Source organism: Aquimarina algiphila, from assembly GCF_007489275.1.
Taxonomy (GTDB): domain Bacteria; phylum Bacteroidota; class Bacteroidia; order Flavobacteriales; family Flavobacteriaceae; genus Aquimarina; species Aquimarina algiphila.
The window spans coordinates 1-23768 of record NZ_VLNR01000044.1; the positions used below are offsets into that span (position 1 = coordinate 1).

At 32.0% G+C, this 23768-nt stretch carries 25 protein-coding genes and 1 pseudogene; 13 read left to right on the top strand and 13 right to left on the bottom strand.

Features of this window, described 5'->3' with window-relative positions; genetic code table 11:
* Positions 1–127 precede the first annotated feature (127 nt).
* The 8 genes and pseudogenes from FOF46_RS18820 to FOF46_RS18855 all read right to left on the bottom strand — a co-directional run.
* Positions 128–448: pseudogene (locus FOF46_RS18820) on the bottom strand (ATP cone domain-containing protein); the annotation flags it as partial.
* A gap of 20 nt (positions 449–468) precedes the next feature.
* Positions 469–888, bottom strand: a complete 420-nt coding sequence (locus FOF46_RS18825; protein ID WP_109434299.1) for a pelota family protein — start codon at positions 886–888, stop codon at positions 469–471.
* A gap of 21 nt (positions 889–909) precedes the next feature.
* The gene (locus FOF46_RS18830) at positions 910–1761 is read right to left on the bottom strand and encodes a universal stress protein (RefSeq protein ID WP_143917533.1); all 852 of its coding nucleotides are present in this window, start codon (positions 1759–1761) and stop codon (positions 910–912) included.
* Between the two features lie 67 nt (positions 1762–1828).
* The gene (locus tag FOF46_RS18835; protein ID WP_167571888.1) at positions 1829–2677 is read right to left on the bottom strand and encodes a universal stress protein; all 849 of its coding nucleotides are present in this window, start codon (positions 2675–2677) and stop codon (positions 1829–1831) included.
* 89 nt (positions 2678–2766) lie between these two features.
* Positions 2767–3264, bottom strand: a complete 498-nt coding sequence (locus FOF46_RS18840; protein ID WP_109434472.1) for a universal stress protein — start codon at positions 3262–3264, stop codon at positions 2767–2769.
* A 64-nt stretch (positions 3265–3328) separates the two neighbouring features.
* On the bottom strand, positions 3329–4177 hold the full coding sequence (locus FOF46_RS18845; protein ID WP_160114025.1) for a universal stress protein: 849 nt from the start codon (positions 4175–4177) through the stop codon (positions 3329–3331).
* A gap of 20 nt (positions 4178–4197) precedes the next feature.
* Positions 4198–5052: a universal stress protein gene (locus FOF46_RS18850; RefSeq protein WP_143917536.1), complete on the bottom strand. Its 855-nt coding sequence runs from the start codon at positions 5050–5052 to the stop codon at positions 4198–4200.
* Between the two features lie 46 nt (positions 5053–5098).
* Positions 5099–5947: a universal stress protein gene (locus tag FOF46_RS18855; protein WP_143917537.1), complete on the bottom strand. Its 849-nt coding sequence runs from the start codon at positions 5945–5947 to the stop codon at positions 5099–5101.
* A 142-nt stretch (positions 5948–6089) separates the two neighbouring features.
* On the opposite strand from FOF46_RS18855, the gene FOF46_RS18860 reads away from it, so the two are divergent.
* Together FOF46_RS18860 and pdxH are read left to right on the top strand one after the other, a co-directional pair.
* A complete protein-coding gene (locus FOF46_RS18860; RefSeq protein ID WP_143917538.1) occupies positions 6090–8498 on the top strand; it encodes a heavy metal translocating P-type ATPase in 2409 nt (802 codons plus the stop codon).
* Positions 8499–8529: 31 nt separating this feature from the next.
* A complete protein-coding gene (gene pdxH / locus FOF46_RS18865; RefSeq protein WP_143917539.1) occupies positions 8530–9135 on the top strand; it encodes a pyridoxamine 5'-phosphate oxidase in 606 nt (201 codons plus the stop codon).
* Between the two features lie 14 nt (positions 9136–9149).
* On the opposite strand, the gene FOF46_RS18870 is transcribed toward pdxH, so the two are convergent.
* The gene (locus FOF46_RS18870) at positions 9150–9356 is read right to left on the bottom strand and encodes a YgaP family membrane protein (RefSeq protein WP_143917540.1); all 207 of its coding nucleotides are present in this window, start codon (positions 9354–9356) and stop codon (positions 9150–9152) included.
* Between the two features lie 981 nt (positions 9357–10337).
* Here FOF46_RS18870 and ccoS point away from each other — a divergent pair.
* From ccoS to FOF46_RS18905, 7 genes are all read left to right on the top strand, one after another.
* The gene (gene ccoS, locus FOF46_RS18875; RefSeq protein ID WP_109434308.1) at positions 10338–10532 is read left to right on the top strand and encodes a cbb3-type cytochrome oxidase assembly protein CcoS; all 195 of its coding nucleotides are present in this window, start codon (positions 10338–10340) and stop codon (positions 10530–10532) included.
* Position 10533: 1 nt separating this feature from the next.
* Positions 10534–12735 carry a cytochrome-c oxidase, cbb3-type subunit I gene (gene ccoN, locus FOF46_RS18880; RefSeq protein ID WP_143917541.1) on the top strand — a complete coding sequence of 734 codons (2202 nt, stop codon included), beginning with the start codon at positions 10534–10536 and terminating at the stop codon, positions 12733–12735.
* A gap of 5 nt (positions 12736–12740) precedes the next feature.
* Positions 12741–12926, top strand: coding sequence for a CcoQ/FixQ family Cbb3-type cytochrome c oxidase assembly chaperone (locus tag FOF46_RS18885; protein WP_109434310.1), 186 nt, complete (start codon positions 12741–12743; stop codon positions 12924–12926).
* On the top strand, positions 12923–13879 hold the full coding sequence (locus FOF46_RS18890) for a cbb3-type cytochrome c oxidase N-terminal domain-containing protein (protein ID WP_143917542.1): 957 nt from the start codon (positions 12923–12925) through the stop codon (positions 13877–13879). Before FOF46_RS18885 ends, FOF46_RS18890 begins: the two co-directional genes overlap by 4 nt.
* Positions 13880–13920: 41 nt before the next feature.
* Entirely contained in the window at positions 13921–15342 is a 1422-nt protein-coding gene (ccoG, locus tag FOF46_RS18895; RefSeq protein WP_109434312.1) for a cytochrome c oxidase accessory protein CcoG, read from the top strand.
* A gap of 195 nt (positions 15343–15537) precedes the next feature.
* Entirely contained in the window at positions 15538–15984 is a 447-nt protein-coding gene (locus FOF46_RS18900) for a FixH family protein (RefSeq protein ID WP_143917543.1), read from the top strand.
* A 3-nt stretch (positions 15985–15987) separates the two neighbouring features.
* Positions 15988–16689, top strand: a complete 702-nt coding sequence (locus tag FOF46_RS18905) for a sulfite exporter TauE/SafE family protein (RefSeq protein WP_109434314.1) — start codon at positions 15988–15990, stop codon at positions 16687–16689.
* 13 nt (positions 16690–16702) lie between these two features.
* Here FOF46_RS18905 and hemN read toward each other — a convergent pair whose 3' ends face one another.
* The 4 genes from hemN to FOF46_RS18925 form a co-directional block, all read right to left on the bottom strand.
* The gene (gene hemN, locus FOF46_RS18910) at positions 16703–18067 is read right to left on the bottom strand and encodes an oxygen-independent coproporphyrinogen III oxidase (RefSeq protein ID WP_143917544.1); all 1365 of its coding nucleotides are present in this window, start codon (positions 18065–18067) and stop codon (positions 16703–16705) included.
* Between the two features lie 131 nt (positions 18068–18198).
* Positions 18199–19035 (bottom strand): universal stress protein, encoded by an 837-nt coding sequence (locus tag FOF46_RS18915; protein ID WP_109434316.1) that lies wholly within the window; start codon positions 19033–19035, stop codon positions 18199–18201.
* Positions 19036–19113: 78 nt separating this feature from the next.
* Positions 19114–20175, bottom strand: coding sequence for a response regulator (locus FOF46_RS18920; protein WP_143917545.1), 1062 nt, complete (start codon positions 20173–20175; stop codon positions 19114–19116).
* Between the two features lie 25 nt (positions 20176–20200).
* Positions 20201–21427, bottom strand: a complete 1227-nt coding sequence (locus FOF46_RS18925; protein ID WP_109434318.1) for a sensor histidine kinase — start codon at positions 21425–21427, stop codon at positions 20201–20203.
* A 285-nt stretch (positions 21428–21712) separates the two neighbouring features.
* Here FOF46_RS18925 and FOF46_RS18930 point away from each other — a divergent pair, with 285 nt between their 5' ends.
* The 4 genes from FOF46_RS18930 (at position 21713) to FOF46_RS18945 (ending at position 23691) form a co-directional block, all read left to right on the top strand.
* Positions 21713–22123, top strand: coding sequence for a hypothetical protein (locus FOF46_RS18930; RefSeq protein ID WP_109434319.1), 411 nt, complete (start codon positions 21713–21715; stop codon positions 22121–22123).
* Between the two features lie 14 nt (positions 22124–22137).
* Entirely contained in the window at positions 22138–23013 is an 876-nt protein-coding gene (locus FOF46_RS18935; protein ID WP_143917546.1) for a DnaJ C-terminal domain-containing protein, read from the top strand.
* A 10-nt stretch (positions 23014–23023) separates the two neighbouring features.
* Entirely contained in the window at positions 23024–23320 is a 297-nt protein-coding gene (locus FOF46_RS18940) for a chaperone modulator CbpM (RefSeq protein WP_109434321.1), read from the top strand.
* Between the two features lie 86 nt (positions 23321–23406).
* Positions 23407–23691: a hypothetical protein gene (locus tag FOF46_RS18945; RefSeq protein WP_109434322.1), complete on the top strand. Its 285-nt coding sequence runs from the start codon at positions 23407–23409 to the stop codon at positions 23689–23691.
* Positions 23692–23768: the final 77 nt, after the last annotated feature.

Sequence of the window (23768 nt, forward strand, 5' to 3'; positions counted from 1 at the left end):
TACAAGTTATTTAATACACACACTTTTGGGGGTGGGTCAATTTAAACAAGAATAGGTGGGTCAGTTTAAATAGGATTTACTGGGTCAATATAATAGGAATAGGTGGGTCAGTTTGGCAAGAATTTCCAACCTGGTAACCAGAATATTTCAATATTGCTGCAACAAAACGTTCAAAAGGAAAACCTGTTGGCCCTAATTCATAAATTGCTTTCTTGAGTTTATATTTTGAAGCAAAAACAGATTTCTTCTTTTTAAGTAAAGCAAAAGCCCGATTATAAATTTCTTTAGTAGAAATTCCTTGATATAATTCATCTCGAACAACATCTAGAATATATGCTATCGCTTTATCATCGGCTCCACTTCGTTGCAAAGATTTACGAAGCTTATGCAGTGAAAACTTAACCTTTTCACCAGTAGATTTTAAAATATCAAAATCCTGGTTTTGCATTAAATGTTTATTAATTATGGTTAAAAAGCACTCTTAAACTTATTAAAATAATCTCTTACCAAAGCTTTGGTTTGGTTGTCGGTCATACTATCTGCAATAAGGACATCTTTTACTTTTTTGGCAACATCTTTATAATTATCATTTAATTCTTTATTAAATCTATCTCTGGCCTCTGCTGGTCCAAAAATGACAATCCTGTCTGCATCCTGTATTAACGGAACTATCGTTTTAACATATGCTCTAAATTGGTGTTTTTCTCGCTCTAAATATTTACTATCCTGTACTACATCCTGGGGTCCTCCTTTAAGTCGTGTTCCCGAACCACCATGTATACGATAATTCTCAATTTCTGACGGAATGGTTGTCATATCTTCACTTTCTTCTTTTACAGAAATAATATGAGCTTTTTCTTTATCTATCCAGATTCCTAAATTTTTCATTTGTTCTTTTTTTATTGTTTTTTAATTTCTTAAATCATGTAATGCCAATACAGGTACTTTAGAATGATGGCTTAAATCCTTGACCATTGGTCTGGAGAAAATACTCCCAAAAAAGCTGTGTTTTCTATTAAAAAAGATCACCATATCACTTTCTCTACTTTCTACAAAACACCGTACTCCAGATTTAACATCGATACTATGAAGTGTATGAAAATTATGTTTTAAGTTTTCAAAATATTCTTTTAATAATCGTTTATTACTTTTCTGGTCTTCTGTCAAATCTTCTCCATGAGAAATGTGTAATATGCGTAATTCGGCATTACTCATTTGCACAACATCAATAAGAGTTTGTAATTCTCTTCTTTTATAATTCATCTTATAATCTGTGGGAAATACAATTTCTTTCAATGCTCTATAATCTGCTTCATCTGGTATTGCCATTACAGGACAGTTTCTTGATTTCTCCATAACAAGAACAGTATTACTCCCATAAATAACCTCGCTGGCATTAGTTGTTCCTTTTGTGCCCATGATGATCATTTCTATATCCTGTTTTTCTACAATATCTTTGATGGCATCCAATATTCCATTAAACTGTGATACCATAAAAAACTTGTGATTGGGATAATCATCTCTAAAACTTAGTCTTTCCAAAATTTTACTTAATCCCTTCTCTGATTTATCTCTGGCTTCATCATAAAGCTTTTCTCCCGGTTCTGGAACCATCATACTTTCTAAAGCATAACCGGTAGCATTAAAGGCGTTAAGCACATAAAAATCACAAGCCTCATTTTTATAAAGCTCTAAAGCATATACTATAGCATTCCATGCATTTTTTGAAAAATCGGTAGGTAATAAAATCTTCTTTTTCATCAGTTAGGTTTTTTATTATTAGTGTTGTAAATGTATAGGTATACTTAGATGAATACTATGATAATTATCAGCTTGATGCTGGCATGACTAAAAAAGGAATAGTCAAACGAAAGCCTATTTTTTTGATTACGGCTTCTCTGGTTATACTTTCTATAAAACCATGTTTATAATGAAGCATAGATAACATATCAATCTTCATTTCATCAATAAATTCATTGATGACTCTTGATTTTTGATCGAACTTAGAAACCCAATGCATATTATATTTAACCTCTTTAAGATGTTCTTTTAGTTGTTTAAAATTACGTTCTTGGATTTCATCTAGTTGTTCTTTTTCATGAATATGTACAACTCTAATTTTGGAGTCAAATAACGATGCTATATCTATAAGCGGTTTTAGTTCCTCTTTGCTTTTAGAACGGCTTAAATCTGTTGCAAAAGCTATTTCTTGTGGTATCTTAAAATCAAATTCATCTGGAATTGCTAATATGGAACAACCTCTAATTTTCTGTATAGCTCTTACGGTATTACTACCCATTAAAACCTCTTTAGCACCACTGGCTCCTTTGGTGCCCATCACGACCAAATCAATGCTTTTACTTTTTACGGTTTTGTTAATGGTTTCAGAGAGTTTTTTAGAAACTGAAATCATCTCAAATGTATGATTCAGATCTTCTGTATCTCTTGTTATTGCATGAAAAGTCTCAGTAAGTTTTTCCCGCGACTCATTACTTAATTCCTTATATAGCTTTTCTCCTTTACTTGTATTTAATCTACTAGTCAAAACAGGTGTTTCGACACTAAATGTATTTAGAATATAAAAATGACAAGCCTCATTTTTAAAAAGCTTTGTAGCGTAGCAAAGTGCACTATATGCATTGTTAGAAAAATCGGTAGGAACAAGTATTTTTTTCATAATCTTTAGTTTTATCATATAGGACATAAAACTATCTCCAAAACACAAAAAATACTATGATAATTCTCAGGAATACCCTTAAAATTTCATTATTTTTTTGTTATTACGTCCTCTTCAGAAAATGTAGTTTCGGTGTTTTCAAAATTGAATTCGTGAGGAACGGCCAAAACTGGACAACATTTGATTTTTTGAATGATGTTTGATGTATTACTCCCCATAAAAAACCCTTTGGCACCAGTTGCTCCTTTGGTTCCCATCACGATAAGGTCTATTTTTCTTTGTTTTACAGTTTCTTCAATCACTTCATGAAGTTTTTTTGCGGTACAAATTGTTTCAAAAACATGTCCAAAATCTTCAGAATCTCGAACAATAGAATGGAATGTTTCTTCTAATTTTTCCTTAGACTCTTTTCTTATTTGTTCATCTCCAATACTCGTATCAATAATACCTGTAAAAAGTGGAATTTCTACATCACCAGCATTCAAAATATAAAATTGACAAGCTTCATTCTTAAACAAACGTGTAGCATAGTAAAGAGCACTGTATGCATTATCAGAAAAATCGGTAGGAACAAGTATTCGTTTCATGATATTTACTTTAAAATTATAGCATAAAATTATACTCAATTCATTAGAAATAATATGATATTTATCAGTCATCAGAAGGAATAACCAAAAAAGGAATATTGGTATGAAATGTCATTTTTTTAATCACTGGTTCTTTGGTTAACCGTTCTATAAAACTATGTTCATAATTGATCATAATAAGGAGGTTAATCTCCAATTCTTCAATACACGCCTGAATAGCCTTTTCTGTTGTTGAAAAATCTGAAATAACATGAAAATCATAGTTAACCTTCTTAAAATACTGCTCTAACGTATTCGAATTGTAATGTTGTATATTATCTAGTCCAGGTTGATCATACACATGGATCATTCTAATGGTTGCATTATGATTTTTTGCAAAATCAAGTATAGGTGAAATCTCTGCTTTATGATACAATCGTTTAAAGTCTGTTGCAAAAGCTATTTCTGAAATTTTCTCAAAATATACATCCTCAGGAACAACCAAAATTGGACAGTTGGATATGTTCTTAATCACTTTCTGCGTATTACTTCCCAAAAAAGCTTCCTTTACACCCGTTGCCCCTTTGGTTCCCATAACGATCATATCAAAAGAATATAATTGTATCAGTCTATTTATAGTATCTAATAAAGAACCAGATTTAGAAATTGTTTTGAAATTATGTTCCAAACCCGGTTTAGAGTTTTGAATATCATCTAATATCATTTTCAATCCTTGTTCAGATTCTACCTTAATTCCCTGGTAGAAACGACCAATCCGCTGAGAACTTACTGTGGTTAACAGTTGTACCGGGTTGAGCTCATATGTATTTAACAGGTAAAACTCACAGGGAACATCTCTATATGCCTCGATCGCATACAATATGGCATTCCATGCATTATCAGAAAAATCAGTCGGAATTAGAATTCGTTTCATACGTTTCATCACTTTATAAATTATGATTGCATTCTTTTTTCTGAAGGAATTACTAAAAACGGAATATTAGTATGATAAGCAACTTGGTTAATAACAGGTTTAAATAATAGATTTTCAAAAAAGGAATGTTTATTATGGATCATTACCAATAAATTGATTTTATACTTTTTCTGAAAATCTTCTACGGCTTCTAGTACATCCATTCCATCGGCAATATGAAAAACATGAGCGTTATCTTTAAAATATATATCAAGAAAATCCTTAACTTTTTGCTGATCATCATTTAAGGATACTCCATAATATGCATTTAAAATATTAAGTCTACATATATGCTTATCGCATATTTCTTTTATCAATGGCAGAAATGCATTATTTACATTAAAATTATAATCTGTTGGAAACAAAACATCTTTTGGCGCTTCAAATTCAAAATTAGAAGGAACCGCAATAACAGGACATTTTACTTTTTTGATAGTGTACATTGTATGTGTCCCTATAAATATTTCTTTGGCACCCGTAGCTCCTTTTGTACCCATTACAATAAGATCAATAGCATACTTTTCTAGCACTTCCTCAATTTCGCCGATCAACGTATTAAAAGCTGATAATCTAACAAAACTATGTTTTGGATTATCAAATTCTGCCCTAATTTTCTCCTCGGTTCGTTTAATATCACGTTTAGAATTTACCATTGCTACATCCTCTAGTCCATATAATGTTGGATTTTCGATAAGATATCCTGCATGATAAGATACTGGGGTGAATGTATTGAGAAGATAAAAAGTAACTTCCTCATGTTTAAAAAAATGCATTGCATATCTGATTGCATTAAATGCATTGTCAGAAAAATCGGTAGGTAACAAAATTTGTTTCATCTTATGTATGTATTAGTTGTTCAAACCTGTACTGATAAAATCTGTCTTAAGATCGTTTTAAATTCTGCATAGCTAAAAATGGAATTTTAATATGTAATCCTATTTTATCGATAGTAGACTGATATAAAATATTCTCCAGATAAGAATGTCTTGAGTTTACCATCACCAAAAAGTCTATCTTATTCTTCTCTATAAATCCATTAATTGCATTGGTAAGGTTTTTTGCATCTTCTCTATGAAATACCAATTCTATATCTGGTAATGAATCCAATATGAATGCCTTATTATCTTCTTGCCTTATTGAAAGTTTATCATAATCTGAAACATATAGAAAATTGATAACAGATCTAAAACTTTTAGTTAATGTACTTAACAGCTTTAATTCTCTTCTTTTAAAGGGTAAAAGATAGTCTGTGGGAAATAAAATATTCTTTGGTTGTTGGTATTTACAATTACTGGGAATTGCCAATAAAGGGCATTTTACATATTTAAGCACCTGTAAGGTATTACTTCCAAAAGTAAGTTTTCTATCATCTGTTTTGCCTCTGGTACCCATAATGACAATATCTATATTTTCCTTATCCACCAAATCATTTGCTTCATCAACCAGACTTCCAAATACTGGTAAAGCAATATATTTATGTCGTGGATTTGGAGATATTTCTTCTAATGTAGACAACGTACTATGTAATGCAACACTAGAGTTCTTATATGCCGTTTCTTTTAGTTCTTCAAAAACATCTCTGGACACCTGAGTGTTATTCTCATACACCTCATCGGCGTACGCATTTAAAATAAAAAACTCACATCGCTCATACTTAAAAAGTTCAACAGCATATTGTAAAGCATTCATTGCATTTTCTGAAAAATCTGTAGGGATTACTATTTTTCTCATTTGGTTCTTTTTTATGACATAGTGCATTCAAAACTAAGTCTTAAGAGAGGCAAAAACTATGATTTTTATCAGTCTGGCAATTATGATATTTGTCATAGTTTATCAGACCACACTTCTTCAAATTTGCAACAAATAGATTTTTATGTCTGAGTCTACTTGTTTTCACTGCGGAATTGATTGTGGTAAAACGGTAATTAAATTTGATCAAAAAACATTCTGCTGTAATGGGTGCAAAACCGTATATGATATTTTTTCGTCTAATGATCTATCCTGCTATTATGACCTACAGTCTGCTCCTGGAGCCATTCCTAAAGAAATTCAAGGAAAATACGATTATCTCGATACTGATATTATTGCTAAAAAATTAATCGAATTTGATGACGGAAATACCCAAATCATAACACTATACATTCCTCATATACACTGTAGCTCTTGCATTTGGATTTTAGAAAACTTACATAAACTTCAAACTGCAATTACCGCTTCCCAAGTCAACTTTCCAAAAAAAACGGTTCGTATCACCTTTAAAAGTGATGCTATCTCACTTAAGGAAGTAGTTATTTTACTTCATACTATAGGTTACGAACCTTATATTAGTCTTGATGATTATGCTTCAGCAAAAAAGAAAATTGATAGGAGTTTACTCTATAAATTAGGCATTGCAGGTTTTGCTTTTGGAAATGTAATGTTTCTGTCCTTTCCAGAGTATTTTGAAGTATCAGAATACTGGCTTGAGCAATACAAACCTATTTTTAGATGGTTAATGTTTGCCTTTTCTATACCTGTAGTTTTTTATGCTGCACAGGAGTATTTTATTTCAGCATATAAAGGTTTGCGTTCTAAATTATTAAATATCGATGTCCCCATTGCTTTAGGAATTTTGGTTCTTTTTTTACGTAGTACAGCAGAAATTATTTTTGATTGGGGGACTGGTTTTTTTGATAGCCTAACCGGTTTAGTATTCTTTTTACTGCTTGGGAAATTTTTCCAGAAAAAAACCTACTCCTTTTTATCTTTTGAAAGAGACTACAAATCCTATTTTCCTATCGCAGTAACACGAATTTCGACTGCGAAGCATAAAAAAGAACGAAAAGAAGAAAACATACAAATTTATGATATCAAAAAGGGAGATCGATTGTTGATTAGGAATGGTGAATTGATCCCTGTAGATGCCATTCTTATCGATGGTAATGCGCAAATCGATTATAGTTTTGTAACCGGAGAAAGTGATTCTGTTCATAAACAGTCAGGCGATACTCTTTTTGCAGGAGGGAGACAACTTTATGGGGCTATTGAAATCGAAGTTTTAAAATCAGTAGAACAAAGTTACCTTACTCAACTCTGGAGTAATGATGTATTTAACACTGATAAATTAGCATCTTTTACTAATCTCACTGATATTATAAGTAAATACTTCACAATAGCTATTTTGTGTATCGCTATAATTTCTACTTCATATTGGTTATTTACAGATGTTTCAAAAGCTATACACGTTTTTACGGCAGTACTTATTATTGCTTGTCCATGTGCATTAGCATTAGCGAGACCCTTTGCATTAGGTAATATTCTGCGAATCTTCGGAAAAAATAAATTTTACCTTAAAAATGCAGATGTAATAGAACGATTGGCATTGACTGATACTATTATTTTTGACAAAACGGGTACCATAACCACCACGATAACGAGTAACGTAACTTATGAAGGAATGCAATTAACTCCAGAGGAAGAATCTTTGCTCAAAAATACACTTCGAGCTTCAAATCATCCGCTTAGCAGAACACTTTATAATGTTTTAGCAGAACATGATATTCTAACTTTGGATGAATATCAGGAATATGTGGGCAAAGGTATTGAAGGTAAATCTGCCGATCATACTATTAAAATAGGCTCTCCAAACTTTGTAGGAAATGAAGACCTTTCTAAAGTATTTAGTACAACTGTGCACGTAAGTACTAATGATGAATATAAGGGCCATTATACTTTTCATAACCAATATAGAAATGGTGTAAAAAAAGTATTTAATCAACTATTTAAGAACTATCAACTAGCCATATTATCAGGTGATAATGAAGGTGAAAAGGAATACTTGCAAAAAGTATTGCCCGAAAACACTTCTTTAATCTTTAATCAAAAACCTGATGATAAACTTAATTATATAAAAATGTTACAACAACAACATAAAAAAGTAATTATGGTTGGTGATGGGCTAAACGATGCCGGAGCATTGGCACAAAGCGATGTAGGTATAGCTGTATCAGAAAATGTAAATGTATTCTCGCCGGCTTGTGATGGAATTTTAGATGCCTCTCGATTTGATAAGATATCAACCTATCTAATGATATCTAAAAATGCTATTAAAATTATTAAATCAAGTTTTATATTATCTTTTTTATATAACTGTGTTGGACTTTATTTTGCTGTGACTGGTCAGCTTTCTCCAATAATAGCTGCAATATTAATGCCTTTGAGTTCGATATCAATAATAGTATATGTTACCATACTAACCAATTGGATAGGTCAAAAAGTAAATGATAATCATAAGGATTTATAATTTGTTCCTAAATGTTTAAAACACATTAAATATGGAAACTACAGAGGACCATAACCCAATGGCACATTTCCAGCAATGGTTTTATGAAGTCGAAAAAGCTCATCCAGAAGACGAGGTTAATGCGATGATATTATCAACTATAGGTTTAGATGGTTTTCCAAAAAACAGAATTGTTTTATTAAAGCGTTTTACCTGGGAAGGTTTTGTTTTTTTTACTAATTACCATAGTGAGAAGGGAAAAGCGATAGCAAAGGACAATAGAGTTTCTTGTTCTTTTAATTGGACTGCTTCAAAACGTGAAGTCCTTATTACTGGAAAAGCAGAAAAAATCCCAGAAAATCTATCTGAAGGATATTTTGAATCACGTCCAGAAGGAAGTAAATTAAGTGCATGGGTATCTCATCAAAGTGATGTGATTTCTTCTAGAAAAGTATTACAGGACCGCCTAAAAAAGTATAAAACAAAATTTAAAAACAAAATCATTCCTAAACCTAAGTATTGGGGCGGATATATAATCAAACCAGAAACGATTGAGTTTATCTTACACTCTGAAAAAATAAAATTTAAGCACAGGACAAAATACAGACTTCTATCTAATTATTGCTGGTCTAAGAATATACAAATTATTATAGGTTAAAGATCTTTATTAAGCTAATTCTTTACTTTACAACTGGTTATCCCAAATAATTTATATAATGGACACCAACCCATAAAACCAGTAATAACTAATACTCCTGATACTGATAATAAAACAATTCCTAAGGTATCAGATATAAAATTGTTATAAAATAAATATGCTAATACTACACCTAAAATGATTCTAATGATAGCATCTATCTTTCCTAAATTCTTTCGCATAACGATTTAATTTAAAAGTGAATACTCTATTAACTTCTATAAAGTTCTTAAAGAATTTGAAAGTATTGTATGATAAATGTCACCTATAAAATGAAATAGGAAAAATCAGTGTATTGCAAAAAAAAGGCTAAATCCTAATAGAATTTAGCCTTATCAACACATAATAACACTCCACTTAATGCGCATAGCATTTAATTCTTCTAAACAAAGTCTCGTCATAATTGTAAAGATTTGTTGTGCAATCCAAAAACATATTTTGTTTTTGTGTCGCTGATTTTAGTCTTTTTCTGATGTTTCTTAAAGTTCTCATGATGATTAGTTTTTATTCCCTGTTGTTTCGGGAGTTGATTGATGTAAAATTTAACTATCGTTATTTATAACGCCTCTTTGTATTCCAGGTATATCCTACAGTTCCACTTAATTTTCTTGTAATTCTGTTGCTATCTAAAGTTCTCATAATTTCTGTATTTTAATGATTTTGATATATAAATTGATCTTTTGGTTTTTATAGTAAGATTATCTGTAACGTCTCTTTGTGTTCCAGGTATATCCTTTGGTTGCACTTAATTTTCTTGTAATGCTATTGCTATCTAAGGTTCTCATAATTTCTATATTTTAATTGTTTTTGATTATAAATTGTTATCTCTTGATGTTAGTATTCAGGTTATCTGTAACGTCTCTTTGTGTTCCAGGTATATCCTATAGTTGCGCTTAATTTTCTTGTAATTCTGTTGCTATCTAAAGTTCTCATATTTTATATATTTAATTGTTATTTATACTTACTAGACGTCAAGAGTTTATTTTTGTTACAGTACTATGTATAAAAAGGTACTATTTTAACAATTATTAACATTTTGTACCTCAAAAACAGGTACTGGGAGTTGGTTTAAGCCTAGAATGATCCTTTATTATTAAAACCTGACAAATGTCATTTTTTAAGAAAATCTTCAAACATACTTTTGGCTCACAATCAAAGTAAGCATGAGTGTAATCTATGTACTCTTAACGATTAGTATTATCGTTGCCATCGTCTTTTTTATAAGTTTTATTATATCTGTCAGGAATGGACAGTATGATGATGTGTACACTCCTTCTATTCGAATGCTCTTTGAGGATGAACTTATAAAAGAAAACAAAGAAAAATCTTCAGAATCCAATAAAACTAAACAATCATAATATGGAAATGGAACAATTCTATTACGATAATAAAATCGTGAAAAAATTCTTATATGCAACCATGTTTTGGGGCATTGTAGGAATGTCTGTAGGTCTACTACTAGCATTCATGTTTTTATTCCCTAATGTAACAGATGGTATCTCATGGTTGAGTTTTGGTCGTTTAAGACCATTACATACAAATGCCGTTATTTTTGCTTTTGTAGGTAACGCTATCTATGCAGGAGTCTATTACTCTACCCAGAGGTTGCTAAAGACCCGAATGTTTAGCGACGCATTAAGTAATATTAATTTTTGGGGTTGGCAGTTTATTATTGTTTTAGCCGCAATAACATTACCATTAGGATATACTTCATCAAAAGAATATGCAGAACTCGAATGGCCAATTGACATTGCTATTGCCATCATCTGGGTAGTTTTTGGATGGAACTTAATAGGAACTATTTTAAGAAGACGACAACGGCATATGTATGTAGCAATTTGGTTTTATCTTGCCACTTTTGTTACTGTTGCGGTTTTACATATTTTTAATAGCCTCGAACTTCCTGTAAGTGCTTTAAAAAGTTATTCTGTATATGCAGGTGTTCAGGATGCATTAGTACAATGGTGGTATGGTCATAATGCAGTTGCATTTTTTCTTACCACTCCTTTCTTAGGATTAATGTACTATTTTGTTCCTAAAGCTGCCAATAGACCCGTATACTCATATCGATTATCTATTGTCCATTTCTGGTCTTTAATATTTATCTATATCTGGGCAGGACCTCATCACCTTCTATATTCATCTTTACCTGATTGGGCACAAAATCTTGGTGTAGCATTTTCTGTAATGCTTATTGCTCCATCATGGGGAGGTATGATTAATGGTCTCTTGACCTTAAGAGGAGCGTGGGATAAAGTACGTACTGATCCCGTTTTAAAATTTATGGTAGTTGCCATTACAGGTTATGGTATGGCCACTTTTGAAGGGCCAATGCTTTCTTTAAAAAACGTAAATGCTATTGCTCATTTTAGTGATTGGATTATAGCACATGTTCATGTTGGAGCTTTAGCATGGAATGGGTTTTTAACTTTTGGTATGATCTACTGGATGGTACCAAAACTAACCAAAACAAAATTATGGTCTACAGGCCTTGCTAATTTACATTTCTGGATTGGTACTTTGGGGATTATCATGTATGCACTACCAATGTATGTTGCCGGTTTTGTGCAGGCATCTATGTGGAAGCAGTTTAATCCTGATGGGACACTTACCTACGGTAATTTCTTAGAAACCGTTAATGAAATCATTCCTATGTATTGGATGCGTGCTATCGGAGGTAGTTTGTTTATTTTGGGAACCTTTGTAATGCTATATAACATTATTAAAACGATACAAAGTGGTAGTAAAGTTACTGATGAATTAGCCGAAGCTGCTCCGTTACAAAAAGTAACTCGATTTAGAACTGCTAACGAAGGGTACCACACCTGGCTAGAAAGAAGACCTGTTAAACTAACCATCTTTGCTACAATTGCAATTTTGATTGGTGGTATTGTTCAAATCGTTCCTACCATAATGGTAAAATCCAATATTCCAACAATAACCAGTGTAAAACCTTATACTCCGCTTGAGCTTGAAGGAAGAGATCTCTATATACGAGAAAGTTGCGTATCCTGTCATTCACAAATGATTCGACCATTCCGTAGTGAAGTAGAACGTTATGGAGAATATTCTAAAGCTGGTGAATATGTATATGATCACCCTTTCCTTTGGGGAAGTAAACGTACTGGACCCGATTTAATGAGGATTGGAGGAAAATATTCTGATAACTGGCATTTAAATCATTTTTATGATCCACAAACTACCTCATCAGGATCAATTATGCCTAGTTATAAATGGTTGATTAAAAACAAACTTGATCGTTCACAAACCGAAGATAAAATGAATGCTATGGTATCTCTGGGTGTCCCTTATACTCCAGAAGAGATAGACAGAGCACAACAATGGATGGATGAGCAAGCAACGCAAATTGAAAAAAATCTGTACACCGACCCTGATTTTGCAAAAACATATGAAGCTGATAAAAAATATGCCAAGGAAAACGGATTGGATTTTATCGAAATGCGCGATAGAGAAGTCGTTGCGCTCATAGCATATATCCAAAGATTAGGAACTGATATAAAAGTTAAAAACCAAGAGAACGTAGTTCAAACTAAAGAATAAACGCCATGCTAAAATTTATAAAAGGTCACATGGAGAGTATTGAAGGTATTGAGATCTATCCTATGATTTCATTACTCATATTTTTTATATTCTTCGCCGGATTATTCTGGTGGGTGATCACAGCAAAAAAAGAACATATAAAAGAGGTAAGTCAAATTCCTTTAGAAACCGAAAACGATATACAATCATGAGAAGTACTTCATCCTATTTAAGAGTGCTTGCCTTTTTAGGTATTGCTTATATATTAATAGAACTTACTGTCGAATCTGGAGAACAATCTGCATTCATTGCACAACCATTAACATGGTTAGTCTTAGGAATGGTTTTACTATTTATTGTGGCGATAGAGATTAGTTTACAGGCTTTAAGAAGCATCTTGTTTCGCTCTTTAAATCCAGAGGCCCAAGAACGTTATCTCCTGGCAGAAAAAACTAAAAAAGAAAAACAATTTGGGTGGATTAAAAAGATCTATCTAAAATTATTGGATAGTAAACCTGTAGAAGAAGAAGGTGAGATTATTCTTGATCATAATTATGATGGGATTCAGGAACTGGATAATAATCTCCCGCCATGGTGGGTGTATGGTTTTTATGCAACCATCGTATTTGGAGCTGTATATTTAGTTCGCTTTCATATTTTCAATGATTATACACAAACAGAAGAGTATGAAACTGAGGTTGCCGAAGCCAAAATTGCTATCGAAGAATACAAAAAAACTGCAAAAGACTTAGTCGATATAAACACAGTAACTCTGCTTACAGAAGCCTCAGATATTAACGCTGGAAAAGCAGTTTTCACTACAAATTGTGTAGCATGTCACAAAGCTGATGGTGGTGGTGGTATTGGGCCTAACCTAACCGATGAATATTGGATTTTAGGAGGTGGTATTAAAAATGTATTCAGGACCATCTCTGAAGGAGGACGTGATGGAAAAGGAATGGTTGCCTGGAAACAAACTCTGAAGCCTGCAGAAATGGCTCAAGTAGCAAGTTATGTGATTTCTCTCGGGGGAACAACTCCTGCCGAACCTAAAGAAGCTCAAGGTGAAATATGGATTGATCCAGATGCATCTCAAGAAGAAACTCCTAAAGAAGAGATCCCCGAAACTATTTCTGATTCGACAAGCATAGTTGTAAATCATTAATGTTTCTGGAACCTTATATCAAAACTTAAAATAATATTCCTTTGGAAACACCCGCAAACGAAAAATTCAGAGATTCTATCGGTACCATCAACGAAGAAGGTAAACGTGCCTGGGTGTATCCTAAAAAACCAAGCGGCAAATATTATTCTTATCGCAAATGGGTAAGCTATGGGTTACTTATCTTTTTGTTTTCTGCACCATTTATAAAAATAAACGGAAATCAATTTTTACTATTTAATGTTTTAGAACGACGTTTTAACATATTTGGAGCTCCATTTTGGCCACAGGATTTTCACCTCTTCGTAATCTCAATGATTATAGGTGTTCTATTTATTACTCTATTTACAGTTGCATTTGGAAGACTTTTCTGCGGTTGGGTATGCCCACAAACCATTTTTATGGAAATGGTATTTCGAAGAATCGAATATTGGATTGAAGGGGATAGAGGAAAACAAATACGACTAGATAAGCAATCCTGGAATGCCGAAAAAATAAGAAAAAGAGGGATGAAATGGATTATATTTTTTATCATTTCATTCTTTATAGCAAACATATTTTTGGCTTATTTAATAGGAAGCGATCAGTTATTACGATACATCATAGATGGCCCTTCTGAACATATTAGCACATTAATTTCCTTACTTATATTTACTGCTGTCTTTTACTTTGTATTTGCATGGTTTAGAGAACAAGTTTGTATTATAGCTTGCCCCTATGGTCGATTACAAGGCGTACTTCTGGACTCCAAATCTATAGTTGTTGCTTATGATTATAAACGTGGAGAAAAAGAAGCTGGAAGAGCAAAGTTTAAGAAAAATGAAGATCGTCCAACTACAGGAAAAGGAGATTGTATTGATTGTTTTCAGTGTGTCCATGTATGTCCAACCGGAATTGATATTCGTAATGGCACACAGCTCGAATGTGTAAACTGTACCGCTTGTATTGATGCATGCGACCATATGATGGAAAGTGTAAACCTACCAAAAGGATTAATACGATACGCCAGTGAAGATAATATTGCAAAAAAAGCAAAATTTAAGTTCACTCCTAGGTTAAAAGGATACAGTGCTGTACTTGTAATTCTAATAGGTGTTCTTCTGGGAATGTCTTTTTTACGAAATGATGTAGAAGCTAATATCCTACGATTACCAGGACAATTATACGATCATAAGGACGATAATATAATTAGTAATGTATACACGTATAAACTAGTCAATAAAACAACAACAGAGATTAAAGATGTTCACTTCGAATTGTTATCTCATAAAGGAAAAATAGAGCTGGTTACTCATAAAAATTTTACCGTCCCAAAACAAGGTTTGGCCGAAGGGACTTTATTTATAGAAATTAATGCAGCTGCATTAGAAGGTGATAGTAACAGATTAAAAATTGGTGTCTACAGTGGTGGTAAATTAATTGAAACAACAATAACGGCTTTTTTAGGTCCAAGAAGTTATAGGTAATATTCAGTCTTTGTATAAGTGAAAAATAGTAAAGAACCTAGAATTACGGATATAGAACAAAACACTTATAATAATAAATAAAACTGTTAATTATAATGGATTCCAGCCTATGCTGGAATGACAAACATTTTACTACCATGCATCTTTGTCATCCCATTGTAGAATGGGATCCACTGTACAAAACTAAAAAAAATTATGAAAATAAACTGGGGAACAGCTATAGTATTAGTGTTTATAGGATTCATTTCTTTCATCCTATATTTTGTTGTGCGAATGAATACAGAAAAAAAATATGAACATGATCTTGTAACAGAAGGTTACTATAAGAAAGAACTCGCTTTTCAGAATGAAATCGATGCCGAGAAAAATTCAAAAAATCTAGAAAACAATATCTTAATTCATACCACTATCGAGGGGTTAGTTATTTCTTTTCCCAAAGACAAGAACTCTAGTGATATTTCTGGAATGGTATCTCTATATCGTCCTTCAAATAAAAAACTGGATTTTGAAATTCCTATCTCGCTTTCTAGTTCTAAAATGATAATCAAAGATGAAAATATAATAGAAGGGCGTTGGAATATCATAATCAATTGGGAGTATAACGACACTTCATACTTGTTTAAAGAATCATTTACATACTAAAAAATGTTATTATCGGCATTCATATTAGGATTATTAGGAAGCTTTCACTGTGTTGGAATGTGCGGCCCGATAGCTTTTATGTTGCCTGTACATCAATCAAATACTTTTCAGAAAATTTTCCGAGTTTTCCTATATCATTTTGGCAGACTGATAGCCTACTGTATAATTGGATTATTCTTCGGAATTATTGGAAAAAGTCTAAATATATTTGGCCTACAACAAAATCTATCTATTGCTGTAGGAGTGTTGATGATTATCCTCATATTAATTCCTCATCAGACCCTTAATAAATATAATATCTCTAAACCAATATATAAAGTCATTACCAAAGTAAAAAATGCATTGGGTATTGCTCTTAAAAAGAAAACACCCGACACCTTTCTTTCAATTGGTTTTTTAAATGGTTTTCTACCCTGTGGTTTAGTGTACATGGCAGTTTTTGGAGCTATCGCTTCTGGTCAAATTTTTGAGGGGAGTTTATATATGGTTTTCTTTGGATTAGGCACTATACCCTTAATGACTGTAGCAGTTTATGCCGGAAATTTCTTAACTAGAAAAGTGAGACAGCACATTCAAAAAGCTATCCCGGTGTTTGTTGTTATTATCGGATTATTATTTATTATAAGAGGGCTTGGTTTAGGTATTCCTTATCTTTCTCCTAAGCCTGCAGTAGAAATGGTTTCTGCAGACTTTGAATGTCATTAATTCTAGTGAAAATTTATATTGTCATAGAAAACAATGTAGTTTCAGGTTTACTTCGTTGCAATCTCAGATCAAATGCCATGCATATATTACGAACAAAAGGCCTTCCTTTTTCTGTTACTTTTATACTATGATCATTTTTAACTAATAATCCATCCAGTGCTAATTCTTCGAGATTCTGTACTACTTCTGGTAATTCCTTAAAATACATAATATCATTCTTCCAATTGGTTTCAAAATGACACATCAAATTTAAAATATGCTGTCTAATAATTTCGTCTTCCTTATCAAGCATATGACCTCTATATACCGGAATAATCCCTTCGTTTATAAGATGTTGATACTCTTCTATATTTTTAACATTTTGAGCAAAACCATACCAACTATCACTTATTGAAGATACTCCTAAACCAATCATTGCATGCGTTTTAGAAGCAGTATACCCCATAAAATTGCGATGTAACGTTTGACTTTTCATGGATTGAAATAGAGTATCATGTTCTAACGCAAAATGATCCATGCCTATTTCTATATAACCAACCTCTGACAACAACTTCTTACCCATCTCATATTGCTTTCTTTTTTGAGCCCCAGTAGGTAAATCAGCATCTTTAAATCCTCGTTGTCCATTCCCTTTTTGCCAAGGTACATGAGCATAACTATAAAATGCTAATCGATCCGGAAGTAATTCTTTTGTCTTTAAAACGGTATCTACTATACCTTTTTCAGTTTGAAATGGTAAACCAAAAATAATATCATGTCCCACAGATGTATAACCAATAGCTCTTGCTGCTTCTGTAACTTCCCTTACACGCTCAAAAGGCTGTACTCTATGAATTGCTTTCTGCACAACCTCATCATAGTCTTGTACTCCAAAACTCACCCTTCTAAAACCTAAATCATATAATGTTTGTAAATGTTCACGAGTTGTATTATTAGGGTGTCCCTCAAAACTAAACTCGCAGTTTTCTGCACGTTCTACTCCACTAAAAATACCATGAATTAAATGTTGTAAATTCTTAGCAGAAAAAAACGTAGGAGTACCTCCTCCTAAATGCAATTCTCTTATTTTGGGTTTGGTTTCAAAAAGATTGAGATATAAACTCCATTCTTTTAATAATGATTTGATATATGGGACTTCTACATCATGTCGTTTGGTAATTCGCTTATTGCATCCGCAAAATGTACACATGCTTTCGCAAAACGGAAGGTGAATGTAAAGACTTACTCCTTCATCATCATTACTTTCATTAAATGATCTTTGTATAGATGTTATCCATTTTTTTAATGAAAATGTATTGTCATCCCAATATGGCACGGTTGGATAACTTGTATATCTCGGCCCTGGAATATTGTATTTATGAACTAAGTTTGTTCGCATTTTTTTATTTTTTATTTTGAGTAGTTTCTACTCCTATTTAAAATTCTATTATAACCTAAGTTCAACTTATATAGCACCAATCAAAACGAAACACATTAAATTCTTCAATTCATTAAAGCTGCGCAGTTATATCATTCATGCAATACCAAAAAAGGAATGTTGGTATGATAACTTATCTTTTCGACCATAGGATGAAATAAAATACGTTGGAAAAAATTAAGGTTTTTAGCTATCATAGTAATCATATTAATCTCTCGACTCTCAATAAAACACTGCACTGCTTCTTCCATATTCGTATTGGATAAAAAATGAAAACTATGATCTAGGTTGTCAAGGGAGTCGTCCAGAAAATCTTTATTTTTCACTTGTAAAGTCGTTAGATCTTGTTCCTTTTTGGCAATATGCAACACTCTTAAACTTGCATTATTCATATAGAGTATTTCACTAATAGTATTTAGTACTCTACTTTTATAATACATGTAATAATCGGTAGGAAATACAATCTCTTTTGGCTTGGTATATGTAGCTTTTTCTGGAATTACTAAAACCGGGCATTTTACCTTAGTAATCACATCACCTGTATTACTTCCTATAGTTTTTTCTTTGAGCCCAGAAGCTCCTTTGGTTCCCATAACAATAAAATCAATATTTTTTTCCTGAATTTGTTTTCTAATTGCATCAACAAAAAAAATATATTCATTTATAGTGAAAAATCGATGTTTCGTATTTAAAGGTAATTTTTCTATGCTTTTGAGCAATGACTGCATTTGCTCTTTATTATTATGTGTATGTTTTTCTATGACTGTATCTTTTGAAGCATAGAAAGAATCTCCGCCTATCATTTCTTCAAAGGGAGAAACATGTAGAATATAAAAATTACAATTTACTTTTCTAAAAAATGAAAGGGCATAGCTTATGGCATTCCATGAATTTTCAGAAAAATCTGTAGGGATCAGGATATTCTTCATTTTAAATACTTTCTAACACAACAAATGTATTAGGATGTATTTATGAAAAGAATGACAAAAATCAGTTTAGCACTATTTTTATTCAACTAACTGAAGACCTGCTAAATCTAATATTCGAATATTACGCCCTTCGATTTCGATCAGCCCATCTTTCTTAAAATTTGATAGCGTACGAATTAAACTTTCTGTAGCTATTCCAGCAACACTAGCCAGGTCATTTCTTGATATTTTGATGCTATCTTCTGGCTTTTTATTTAAAACCTGAGCAAATTGTAAAATTGTTTGTGCTGTTTTTTTTCTCACCGAACTATATGCCATCTGTAATAGTTGTTCTTTAATTTCAGAAAGATTATCGGTTAACAGTTCCATCAACTCCAGAGAAATATTTTTGCTCTTTTCCAAAATCTCTTTGAGATTGTTTTTTGATATTCCGGCCAATTCAGTGTCTTCAACCGCAGTAGCAGATTCTTGATATGGAGTATTATCTACGAAAGAAGAAAACCCTAAGAAATCATCGGCTTTATATAGTGCTGTTATTAATTCCTTACCACTTTCATCCATTTTATGGCTTTTAATAACTCCTTTTAGAATAAGATATATTTTATTAGAATGCTCTCCTTCTTTATAGATTATGCCTCCTTTTTTAAAATTAGAAATTTCGCCATGATCATCAAAAAAATTCTTGAGTTCATTTAGGTTTCTAAATCCTTCTTCATCCTCAGTTTTTGTTTCAGTACGTTGATTTTGCTCTTCAAGAATTCTTGAAATTATAGTTGCTTTAGCTAAACGACTTTCTATTGCACTTAATAATTCATCTTCTTCAAAAGGTTTGGTTAAGTAATCATCTGCCCCCAAATCCATTCCTTTTCGAATTTCTTTATGTTCAGTTTTTGCAGATAAAAATATAAAAGGAATATGATTTGTATTTGTATCATAAGACAAAGCCTCGAGTACCCCATAGCCATCGACCTCGGGCATCATAATATCGCAAACAATGATATCTGGTTTCTCTTCTTTTGCTTTTGCTATTCCCAATTTGCCATTTGGCGACGTAATTACTTTATAATCAGAAAGCTCTAAAAGCTCTGCAGTATTTTCTCTTAGTGCAGTATCATCTTCTATTAAAAGGATAGTTTTCATCGGTTTACCTAATTATTATTGGTCGTTATGTATTGGTGGTTGGTATGGTTACGGTAAAAGTAGATCCTTGATTTTCTTCACTTTTAAAGATAATACTTCCACCAAGATTTTCTAGATGGGTTTTTACAATATTTAATCCTATCCCGGTTCCTTGATCCAGTAATGCATTTTCTGCTCTAAAATATCGTTTAAAAATAAAACCTTGTTCTTTTTCAGGAATTCCAATTCCTTGATCGATAATGGTAAATGTAAGGATGTTATCTTCAAAGCCAACTTCTAAATCTATAGTTGTATGTTCCCCAGAATATTTAATTGCATTGTTAATTAGGTTTGACAAGACAAGTTCCAGAATTTTTTCATCAAATTCTATAACATAACCATCAATGTCTTTGGGGTAATTAATCCTTTGCCCGTCTTTGAGTAGCATATTTGCATTATAAATCACTTCATTAATTACTTTGCTCAAAGGAAAGCTACTGTACTTGTAACAAACTTTACCTGTTTCTAAACGCTCAATGGATAAAAAATCATTTAGAATATTATTAAGGTATTTCACTTTATTTTTGATCGTACCCAGATGTTTTTCTCTTTTCTCTTGTTGTTCTGTTTGAGTATATTTTCCTGCAAGTGTTGCTGAAGTAAGAATACCGCTCAATGGTGTTTTAAACTCGTGAGAAACCAAAGAGAGAAACTTCGTTTTTAACTCATTAAGATCTCGCTCTTTTTCTAAAGCTTCCTTAGCCTTGGCTTCGGCTTCCATTCGTAGTTTTACCTCTTCTTTTAATTCTTCAATTGTACTATGTAATTTTTCTGTACGTTCTTCTATTCTTTCTTCTAACCTTGCATTTAATTCTCTGATCTGCCGTTCCTGTTCTTTACGAAAAGAAATGTCAATCACTAGAGCCATTACATAATTATTTCCATAAATAGAAAATGGGTTTAATCCCGCTTCTACTGGGAATTTGGTACCGTCCTTTCGTACTCCGTGGATATCTCTCCCATTACCCATAGACCTTTTTTCTTTGTTACGCACAAAACCTTCAAAGTGTCCTTTATGTTCTTTATGGTGTTCTCGCGGAATAAGAATATTTAGTGGCTTTCCTATTAATTCATCGGTTTCATATCCAAATATCTCATTTGCTGATCCATTACATGCTACTATGACCTGATCTTCATTTACAACCACAATACCTTCAGAAACACCTTCTGACAAGAGTCTAAAAATATTACTTTGTTTTTCAAAAACCTTCATATAAATATTAAGTAGTGGTTGTTTATTGTATATAGATTGACTTCAAAAAAATAATTCCAAAATAATCCCTTCTTATTGTTGTATTAAATTTTACCTCCAAAAATAATACAAACGATAATAAAAACTTGTACTTCCCATTTGTTATTAGCATTCTCTAGGATACTTTAACTGAAAATTATGAAAAATTCCTTTTACCAATCTCTTTTTTAAACCTGATTTATATCATAAAAATACTCAACATCACTTCCTAAATTTATCTCACAAATTGATAAATTTTATATAATCATGACAACTGCACAAAATATAGGAATTACATTTTATCAAAATCTCGGAAAACTATTTTATGCCGTTGCTGCCTCGGATAAGGTAGTTCGTAAATCTGAGTATGATACTTTAAGAAAAATCGCGAAATCAGAATGGTTAAAAATAGATGACATTGAAGATGAATTTGGCGTAGACGCATCTTTTCAGATCGAAATTGTTTTTGATTGGTTAGATAATGAAGAACTTAATGCCGAAGAAAGTTTTAAACAGTTTGAAGCGTATTATCATGAAAACAAATCACATTTTAAAGATGCTATAAAACAACTCATTTGGACAACAGCCAATGCAATTGCTGGTGCATTTTCTGGAAAAAACAAATCAGAATTAATGATGTTGGGGCGACTAAAACTACTTTTTGAAGATAAAATTTAATTCTGAATAAGAACATGGAATTTATCGATTACTATAAAATATTAGGGATTCCAAAAAATGCTTCTGAAAGTGATATTAAAAAGGCTTATCGAAAATTGGCAAGAAAATACCACCCAGACTTAAATCCAAATGATAAGGAAGCAGAAAGGAAATTTAAAGAAATTAATGAAGCAAATGAGGTTTTAAGCAATCCCGAAAATCGTAAAAAGTACGATCAATATGGTAAAGACTGGAAACACGCTGAAGAATTTGAAAAACATCAAAAATCAAAACAACAATACAATCATGCTAATCAACAACAGCAGTATTCTAGAGATTTTTCTGATTTCTTCGAATCTATGTTTGGAGAAAGAAGTAGAGATTATGGTCGTGGAAAGGTAAAATATCGGGGGCAGGATTTTAATGCAGAGCTACATCTCGGTTTAATGGATGTTTATAAAACTCATAAGAGAACACTAACCATTAATGGAAAGAATATTAGAATTACTATTCCGGCTGGAGTTGAAAACGGACAAATTATCAAAATCAAAGGGCACGGTGGACAAGGAATAGGAGGTGCCCCCAAAGGTGATTTGTATATTACTTTTATTATCGAAAACAAAACATCTTTTAAACGTGATAAAAGTAATCTATATCTAAATAAAGATATTGATATATACACAGCCGTTTTAGGAGGTGAAATCACAATTAACACTTTGGATGGAAAAGTAAAATTGAAAGTAAAACCAGAAACTCAAAATAACACACAAATTAAGCTAAAAGGAAAAGGATTTCCTATATATAAAAGAGAAGGACAATTTGGGGATCTTTATATCACCTATACTATCAAAACACCTAAAAATCTATCCCAAAAACAAAAAGAATTATTTAGAGAACTATCAAAACTTTAAATACATTACAATGACAAAAAAGCATCTCATATCTGCTAAAGAATTCTGTACAAATCATAAGATAGAATTTTCATTCATAAATTCTTTATATGAATTTGGTTTGATAAAAGTTATTACCGTTCGACAACAAGTATTTTTAAGTGTGGATGAGTTACCAAAACTAGAGCAAATTTTACTTTTTAATAAAGAATTAGAAATTAACCTCGAAGGAATAGAGGTAATCATTAATCTATTAGAACGAGTACAAAAAATTCAGGAAGAAATGAATATACTTAAGAATCGGTTACAATTATATGAAAAGCCTTAATCTATTTTATCATTCAAGCTGATTTTTATCATATTTTTAAAAACCTAAAGTATCTAATTTTACTTAGAATTTAAAACGTAACAATTATGACACTTTATGCAAAAATAAATGCTGATTTTTCTGAAAACTTTATAGGATATTCTGCTCTGGCTATCATAGCATCAACTTGTCTGGGTTCTATTGCTATTATGGCAACATTGCTTAATGGAAATGCGCCTATACAAATGTTCCTTGTTTTTCTAAGCGTAGTTGTATGTAGTGCTCATAATGCCGCAATATTAACCGTTCAGAAACCAAAATTAGTTCTAGATCTTTTAATCACTAGTTTGATTATTAATTCTGCAATAATTATTGGAAACGGGCTTTCTTAATTAACACTTAATTAGTTTGATAAAAAGGTGATTTTCAATTGAAAATCACCTTTTTTATTGTACTCCATATCCTGATC